A 7,457-nucleotide genomic window follows, 5' to 3' on the forward strand; every position below is an offset into this window, starting at 1 on the left:
AATCTGGAGCGGGAAACGAGACTCGAACTCGCGACCTCAACCTTGGCAAGGTTGCGCTCTACCAACTGAGCTATTCCCGCATAAGCCGTCATGGTACCGGAAGCCCGGGACACACACCAGCCATTTCACAACAGTTTTCACTTTTCTGACTGCGCGAAGAGCCTTGTGGCTCAACGTGCCCCGCCTTGCCGTGGCGGGAGAAAAACAAGGCCCCAACCGGGGCCCTGTGCAATCTGGAGCGGGAAACGAGACTCGAACTCGCGACCTCAACCTTGGCAAGGTTGCGCTCTACCAACTGAGCTATTCCCGCAGATTCTCCGACCTGCGTCGAAGGAGCGCTATTGTGTCCAAATTCCTTCACGCCGTCAACAGTCCGCAGCACCGATGAACCCGCCCGCGAGACCTCGTTTCGCCCGCCTGTGCTGGAGCCTTGTCGCCCTGGCCTGGCTTGCGGTGATTGCTGCACTGATCAATGCAGGCTTCACCCCGGACTACTGGATGCTGCGCCACTTCGAAGGCGCCACCCTGCCCTACCCCACCGGCGCGGTCATCCAGTTCGCTGTACTGGCCGGAGCGGAACTGGTGGTCACCGTGCTGATCGTGCGTCCCAGGAAACCAGGGCGACTGTGGCTGCGGCTGCTGATCGCCCTGGTGCTGCTGCTGGCCTGGTCGTTCCCCTGGCTGGCCGCTGCCCTGCACCAGGCGCCGGTGCAGGGCATGCATCTGCTGTGCCTGCTGCTGCTCGACCTGGCTGTGCTGCTGGCGCTGTGCGTGGTGTCGCTGGCCAGTGCGTGGCGGGCGCTGACCGGGAAACAGACCCGACGCGCACGCCCTTAGCGAAGCACGCCCCTACCTGTGGAACTCCACCCGCACATGCTGGCCGACGCGCGCCTTGGCGGCGCTCTCGAATTCCAGCACGCACTCCACCACCTTGGCCACGCCGCGCCCTGCGTCTTCGGGCAATCGTGCCTGCGCGAACACCGGGCTGATGCGGACCACACGTGCCACCGGCAGTGGCTTGCCCTCTGCGCCATCGCTATCGATCACCACCGTCGCACGCATGCCAACCTGCACGGCATCGGCGTAGGCCGCACTCAGCTCGGCACGCACCTGCAACGGTCGCGCCGGCAACAGTGACATCGCCGGCTTGCCGGCCTGCACGAACGCACCCACGCCCGGCACCTGGCCGACCACGATGCCGGCGTCCGGTGCGGTCAGCGACATCTGTCGCAGCTTGAGCCTGGCGTGCTCCAGCTTGTGCTGGGCCATGTCGACCTGCCCTCCGGCCACATCCACATCGGCGCGGACGCCGGCCAGCTGCTGCCTGGCTGCGTCGGCCTGCTGGCTGGACGACACGCCTTCGCTGGCGCCGGTGGCCAGGCGGGTGGCGTTGCGCTCCAGTTCGCGCAGTTGCGCCTGGCTGCCCTTCAGCCGATCGATGGCCAGCGCGAGATCGGCATTGGCCATGCCCACCTCCTGTTCAAGCAGTGCGCCATCCAGGGTGAGCAGGACATCGCCCTTGCGCACCACCGCTCCTTCCTTCACCGGCGCGGTACTGACCGAACCCTCCATCGCTGGTACCAGTGCAATCAGCCCGCCTTCCACATCGATGATGCCGCGCGCGACGGCGGCGTTGTCCGCGCTGGCGGACGTGGCAGCGGTCGGCTGCGCGGGTACGGGTGCATCCTTGCTGCAGGCACCCAGCAGCAATGCCGCGCCCAAGGAGAAGCTGAGGGAGAACAACGGCGGCATTCTGGTCATGGGCTGGGCTCTACGGTTTCGTTCTGGCGGCGGTCATCGCGGACCGTGCCGTCTTCCATGGCGATCACCCGATCCGCATGGCGGATCAGGCGTGGATCGTGGCTTACACACAACACCGTGGCCTGATGCGCGCGTGCATAGCGGTGCAGGATGTCGATCACGCGCTGGCCGTTCTCGGCGTCCAGTGCGCTGGTGGGTTCGTCGGCGAAGATCAGCGTGGGTGACTTGGCAAACGCACGGGCAACGGCTACGCGCTGCTTTTCGCCGCCGGACAGCTGCGCCGGGCGCATGTGGCTGCGGTGCGAGAGGCCGACTTCGTCCAGCGCCTGCCGCGCCAACGGCTCACTGTCGCGGTTGCGCATGCCGCGATAGCCCAACGGCAGCTGCACCTGCTCCAGCGCCGTCAGCGCCGGGAACAGGTTGAAGCCCTGGAACACGAAACCGACGTGGTGCAGACGGAAGCGCTCCACCTCGCTGCGGGTCATGTGGCTGACGTCCTGGCCAAGCGCATGCACGCGACCGCCATCAGGCGTTGAGAGCCCGGACATCAGCGACAGCAGCGTGCTCTTGCCGCACCCGGAGGGGCCCGATACCAGGGTCAATTCGCCGGGATAGATGTCCAGCGACAGGCCACGCAGCACGGGCACATGCACATCGCCGGACACGAAGCCCTTTTCGAGTGCGTCGGCACGCAGGGTCGGGATCGCGATGGGAGCATTCGTCATCGGTGGCCCCTCAACGCAGCAGCAGCGATGGATCGGAACGGACGACGCTGCGCACCGCCATGATGCTCGACAGCATGGCCATCACCGCGACCAGCGCCACGCAGCCAAGGACCACCATCGGCGTGAGCTGTACCGGTACGCGCTGGGACTGCGCGGCCATCAGCACCACCGCGCTGAAGGCTGCGGCGAGCAGCATGCCGACACCACCGATCAGCACGGCCTGTTCGAACACCACACGGGCCAGCGCATAGCGGCCTGCGCCGAGCGCATTGAGGGTGGCGTACTCGCGAACCGATCCGGCCACCACCGCGGCAAACGACTGGTTGGTGATCACCGCGCCGACGAAGCAGACAATGACCGCCATGAACAGCACTGCGATGCCGGCGCCGGTATCGAACAGCCAGTACTGCTGCGAACGACTGGCGAACTCCGGCGCTGTCCAGAACTCGACGGGCGTGGCGCGGCCCGTCGATGCACCGAGTCGATCGCGCACGCGCGCGGCCAGCTCCGGTGAGCGCGTGCCCGCCACGAAATAGGTGCTGCCTTCATGCGGATCGGTTCCGGCGATGGCACGCGCGGTATCCAAAGACGCCAGCACGTTGACGCCGCCAAGGCCACGCAGGCCGGGTTGCGCGGCAACCACACGCACGGCCTTGCCATTGATCCACGCGCGGTTGCGGTGCAGATCGACGCCCAGCGTATCCAGGTCCGCGCTGTCGACGATCACCGCACCCGGTTCGCGCAACCGGGCACGCAGGTCGGGCGACAGGATGCGCGAGAACATCATCGCGTCGCCTCCCGTGGAGATGCCGGACAGATACACCGACACGTTGCCGGCACCCTGTGCGCTGGAGCGCCACTCGCCATCGACCCACTCGTAGGGTTCGACGCGGGTGACATCCGGGTCCATCCGCAGGCGATTCTCTACATCCGCACTGATCGCATGACCGTAGTTCACGCTCTGCGTGCCGGCAAAGCCCGCCCAGACATCGGCGCTGGATGCCTTCACGTAGATCGCGGCGGTGCCGAAGATGCCCAGCACCAGCGCCGCCTGCACGATAAGCAACACGCCGGCGAAACACATGGCCAGCACCACCGGCAGGAAACGGCGCCACTCGTAAACCAGGGTCTTGCGGGCAAGCGCGATCATTGCGCGTCGCCTTCAGGCTCGGCTGGCAAGGGAGCACCGCCCACTGCGCGATAGAGCGATGCGAAGGCAAGTACGCGAGCACCCTGCGCGCCGATCAGGTCGGCCTGCGCGGACAGCGCGGCACGCTGGGTTTCCAGCCCGTCGAACTCACTGGAAAGACCAAGCTGCACCTGCCGGGCCTGCCGCGCGGCCTGCTGCCGGGCTGCTTCGTCGGCCACCTGCAGCGACTGGATGCTGCTGTCCTGGCGGGCCAGGCTGCCCAGTGCACCCTCCACTTCCGCCACGCCCTGCAGCACTGCCTTGCGATACCCCAGCAAGGCTGCATCCAGCTGCTTGTCGTCGGATTGATAGCGCGCACGACGTTGGCCCCAATCCCACAGAGGGATATCGATGTAGGGACCGATCGATGGGCTGGAATCGGAATTGGAGCGAGCGTTCTGGGTCAGGTTGTAGGCGTACAGGATGGAACCGCCCAGGCTCAGCTTCGGGAACATCGACGCGCGTGCACTGCCCTTTTCGGCGGCAGCCTGCAGCACATCGGCCTCGGTCAGCAGGATCTGCGGGCGATGGCGCAGCAGATCGGCCGGCACCTGCTGCAGGCTGAAGGCGCTCAGCTGCGGCGGCGTGCGATAGGCATTCCAGGCCGGATCCGGACCATCGCGACCCAGCAGCAGCGCCAACGCGCGGGCGGCGTTGCCCGCGTTTTCATTCGCCTGTGCAATGGCCGCGCGCGTGGCCGCCCGCCGCGCGCGCAGGCGATCCAGTTCACCGGGCTCGTCCAGATGCAGGCGCTGCCGCACCAGGCCCAGTTGCTCGCCACGTGCGTCAACGGCCTGCTGCCTGCCCAGCAGATCCACCTGCGCCTGCGCGACGGAAAGATCCAGGTAGCTGCGCACCACATCCGCGATGACCGCCACCTGTGCCGCATCGCGCAGTGCTTCGGCATTTCCGTTGGCCGCCTGCGCGCTTAGACGGGCACTCTCCGCTGCGCCAAACAGGCCAAGATCCCAGATCGCTTCAACGCCGGCGTGGAAGTACGTGTCGACCGCGGCGGCGTCCTGCACCTGCTTGGCACTGGCGGAGATTTCCGGACGGAAGCGCGCATCGGAAGTGCCCGACAGCAGGCGTACCGCCTGCAACCGCAGGGTGGCCTGGCGCAGGTCCAGATTGCCGGCGATGGCCTCGTCCACCAGCGCGTTCAAGCGCGCATCGGCCAGCACCTTCCACCACTGCCGCGCGTCGACCGCTACGCCCTGTCCTGCCGCGGTCTGACTCCACACTGCTGGTACGCGATCAGGCAGATCGGGAACCGGCACCGACATGCAGCCCACCAGCATCATGCTGGTCAGCAGCGCCCCGGTACCCAGGACGATGCGTGGGACGACGGCATACCGGCGCGCGAACGCTGCCGGGAAAGTGATGCGACTGGCCACCCGCCCGCCTTCGTGGAGAGAGAAGCCGAGGAGGCTACGCCGCGATTGTGGAGTGGACATGGAGAATCGGTCGGAGGTGCGTTACAGCGCGTGTGCGGTGCATGCATTGCGAACCCTCGGCCTTTCCACAGCCTTTCATCGGCGCCGCCAAGCTGAACGCTGGACTGCCCGCGGGCGCTGCGGCACATTGTCCTGAACGCTTCCACCGGCAGGCAATACGCTTGAAATCCGCCCTTCGCCGCACGCTCGGCATCTTCGCGACCGTACTCATCGTGGGCACGACGGCGATCTGCCTGACCACTCCGTTGGCGTCGAACGCGGCCATGCTGCTGATGGACCGCAGCAACTTCATTCCCGCGCAGTCGTCGATCTTTTCCTTCGAGCCCTACGTGATCAACGAGGGCTCGTCGAACTACTGGGTGTACGGCCAGGACCGGAACTGCTACTACCACTTCACCTATCAGGCCGACGCCCCGTATCTGTACATCACGCGGAAGAACGCCTGCGCCGGCTTCGATCGTGCGGACGTGCGAACCTGGTGCGGTGCGGGCCGAGGCAGCCCGCGCTAGCGCGATCGCAATCCCTTTCCGGTGCGCAAACGAAAAACGCCCCCTTGCGGGAGCGTTTTTCTGAATCTGGAGCGGGAAACGAGACTCGAACTCGCGACCTCAACCTTGGCAAGGTTGCGCTCTACCAACTGAGCTATTCCCGCAGATTCCGTTCGACCTGCGTCGAAGGAGCGCTATTGTGTCGGGATTGCTGCACGGCGTCAACAGGATTCTGCTGCCCCCTCATGAAGCAGCGTTCAGCTTCAGGATCACATCCGCACGCCCCGCCGATGGAAGTAGATCTGCTCGGCCAGCCGGCGCATCGGGCCGGTACGCAGCAGCGCATTGACCGGCCAGTCCCGCTGCAGGTGGTCCATTGCCCAGCGCAGCATGCGCTTGCGGTGAAAGGTGGGGGCGGCCTGACGCGCCACCTGCTCTGCGGCCGGCCCCTTGCCGCGCCGGTGCAACCCGATCGCATCACCGACCGCCCAGCCATGCCGCCATGACGAGTGGATGCCGCCGGCCGACAGCGGCGAGACGACACCTGCCGCATCACCGGTCAGGATCACGCCCGGCGCAGTGATCGGGCCATCCGGCAACCCGCAGGGCACCAGGCCCGCGCGGGTGCCGGCAACCTGGGCCGAGTGCGGAAGTCCCACAACGTCGCGCACGTGTTCAAGGAATCCCTCGATATCCGGCGCGCGTGCATGTGCGGGATCATGCCGCAGCGCCAATCCCACCTGCACGCCGGTGGGATTCTGCGCGGCCCAGCCGATGTAGCCGGGTGCGAACCGGCGGCTAACAAAGCAGTGCAACGCATCGCCTTGCGGCAGCTGCACGCCGGCAAACTCGCGCTCGACGCCATACAGATTGTCGCGCACCTGGCCCAGGCCGGTACGCTGGGCAACACGTGATCGTGCGCCATCAGCGCCGACCAGACAGGCCGTGCGCCCCACCCCTTCAACCTGCCACGCGTCGCCGTCGCGGCAGGCGTCGGTGAACGACTGCTGCAGCCGCAGGTCCACGCCACTGGCACGCAGTTCGCTGGCCAGCCAGCGCATCAGGTTTGGCGTATCGGTGGTGAGGAAGTAGTAACCCGGCGCGGTCAGCAGCACGTTGTGCAGGTTCGGCGCATACAGGCGCACGCGTGCGACGCGTTGCACGAGATGATCAGGCACGCGCCCCAGCCAGGTCTGTTCCATCGCCTCCTTCACTACGATGCCGGTGGTGTGCAGGCGTTCGCCAGGGTCGGTTTTGCGTTCGAGCACGCAGACGCGCAGGCCGTACTGGGCAGCGGCCAGTGCACAGGCGGCACCGGCAAAGCTGGCGCCGACGATGACCACGTCGTAGTCGTTGGCAGGGGAAAAACATGGCATTGCTGCTTCGCCTTGCTGGATCCGGGAGCACAGCGTCGGATCGGCACATGGTGAGGCGATGGAGTGGCGGTGAAGTTGGGATGAAGCCGCTCCGGCCAAACGAAAAACGCTCCCTTTCGGGAGCGCATTTCTTGAATCTGGAGCGGGAAACGAGACTCGAACTCGCGACCTCAACCTTGGCAAGGTTGCGCTCTACCAACTGAGCTATTCCCGCTTGGGAGGCGAAATTTTACCTGTTCCAAGGATTGCGTCAAGCGCTTTTTTTCAGGGATTTGCGGGAGTGGCCGACATTGCGTATCCACGCATGGCGTGGATCTACCGCAGCCCCACATTCCCGTAGATCCACGCCATGCGTGGATGAGGTATCCCGCGTAGAACACACACCCAGTAGATCCACGCCATGCGTGGATGAGGTATCCCGCGTAGAACACACACCCAGTAGATCCACGCCATGCGTGGATGAG

General features: G+C 65.9%; 7 protein-coding genes and 4 tRNA genes. 2 read left to right on the forward strand and 9 right to left on the reverse strand.

Annotated features, from left to right (window positions below; all coding sequences use genetic code 11):
- Positions 1-4: 4 nt before the first annotated feature.
- Positions 5-80, reverse strand: a tRNA-Gly gene (locus ACUXVE_RS19915).
- A gap of 154 nt (positions 81-234) precedes the next feature.
- Positions 235-310: transfer RNA gene (locus tag ACUXVE_RS19920), tRNA-Gly, on the reverse strand.
- 74 nt (positions 311-384) lie between these two features.
- Here ACUXVE_RS19920 and ACUXVE_RS19925 point away from each other — a divergent pair.
- Entirely contained in the window at positions 385-837 is a 453-nt protein-coding gene (locus tag ACUXVE_RS19925) for a hypothetical protein (RefSeq protein WP_445515011.1), read from the forward strand.
- Between the two features lie 12 nt (positions 838-849).
- On the opposite strand, the gene ACUXVE_RS19930 is transcribed toward ACUXVE_RS19925, so the two are convergent.
- From ACUXVE_RS19930 to ACUXVE_RS19945, 4 genes are read right to left on the reverse strand one after another with little or no spacing between them, the layout of a single operon-like run.
- Positions 850-1,761: an HlyD family secretion protein gene (locus ACUXVE_RS19930; protein ID WP_445515012.1), complete on the reverse strand. Its 912-nt coding sequence runs from the start codon at positions 1,759-1,761 to the stop codon at positions 850-852.
- Positions 1,758-2,486: an ABC transporter ATP-binding protein gene (locus tag ACUXVE_RS19935; protein WP_025875189.1), complete on the reverse strand. Its 729-nt coding sequence runs from the start codon at positions 2,484-2,486 to the stop codon at positions 1,758-1,760. The genes ACUXVE_RS19930 and ACUXVE_RS19935 overlap by 4 nt, the downstream gene beginning before the upstream one ends.
- Positions 2,487-2,496: 10 nt before the next feature.
- Positions 2,497-3,636, reverse strand: coding sequence for an ABC transporter permease (locus ACUXVE_RS19940; protein WP_445515013.1), 1,140 nt, complete (start codon positions 3,634-3,636; stop codon positions 2,497-2,499).
- Positions 3,633-5,129: a TolC family protein gene (locus ACUXVE_RS19945; RefSeq protein WP_445515014.1), complete on the reverse strand. Its 1,497-nt coding sequence runs from the start codon at positions 5,127-5,129 to the stop codon at positions 3,633-3,635. Before ACUXVE_RS19945 ends, ACUXVE_RS19940 begins: the two co-directional genes overlap by 4 nt.
- 41 nt (positions 5,130-5,170) lie before the next feature.
- Between ACUXVE_RS19945 and ACUXVE_RS19950 the strand changes: the two genes are divergently transcribed.
- Positions 5,171-5,638: a hypothetical protein gene (locus ACUXVE_RS19950; protein ID WP_445515015.1), complete on the forward strand. Its 468-nt coding sequence runs from the start codon at positions 5,171-5,173 to the stop codon at positions 5,636-5,638.
- A 67-nt stretch (positions 5,639-5,705) separates the two neighbouring features.
- Here ACUXVE_RS19950 and ACUXVE_RS19955 read toward each other — a convergent pair.
- The 3 genes from ACUXVE_RS19955 to ACUXVE_RS19965 form a co-directional block, all read right to left on the reverse strand.
- Positions 5,706-5,781, reverse strand: a tRNA-Gly gene (locus ACUXVE_RS19955).
- Between the two features lie 105 nt (positions 5,782-5,886).
- Entirely contained in the window at positions 5,887-6,993 is a 1,107-nt protein-coding gene (locus ACUXVE_RS19960) for an NAD(P)/FAD-dependent oxidoreductase (protein ID WP_445515016.1), read from the reverse strand.
- A 138-nt stretch (positions 6,994-7,131) separates the two neighbouring features.
- Positions 7,132-7,207 (reverse strand) — tRNA-Gly (locus ACUXVE_RS19965).
- Between the last annotated feature and the right edge of the window lie 250 nt (positions 7,208-7,457).

It is taken from the genome of Stenotrophomonas sp. 3(2025) (assembly GCF_052665395.1).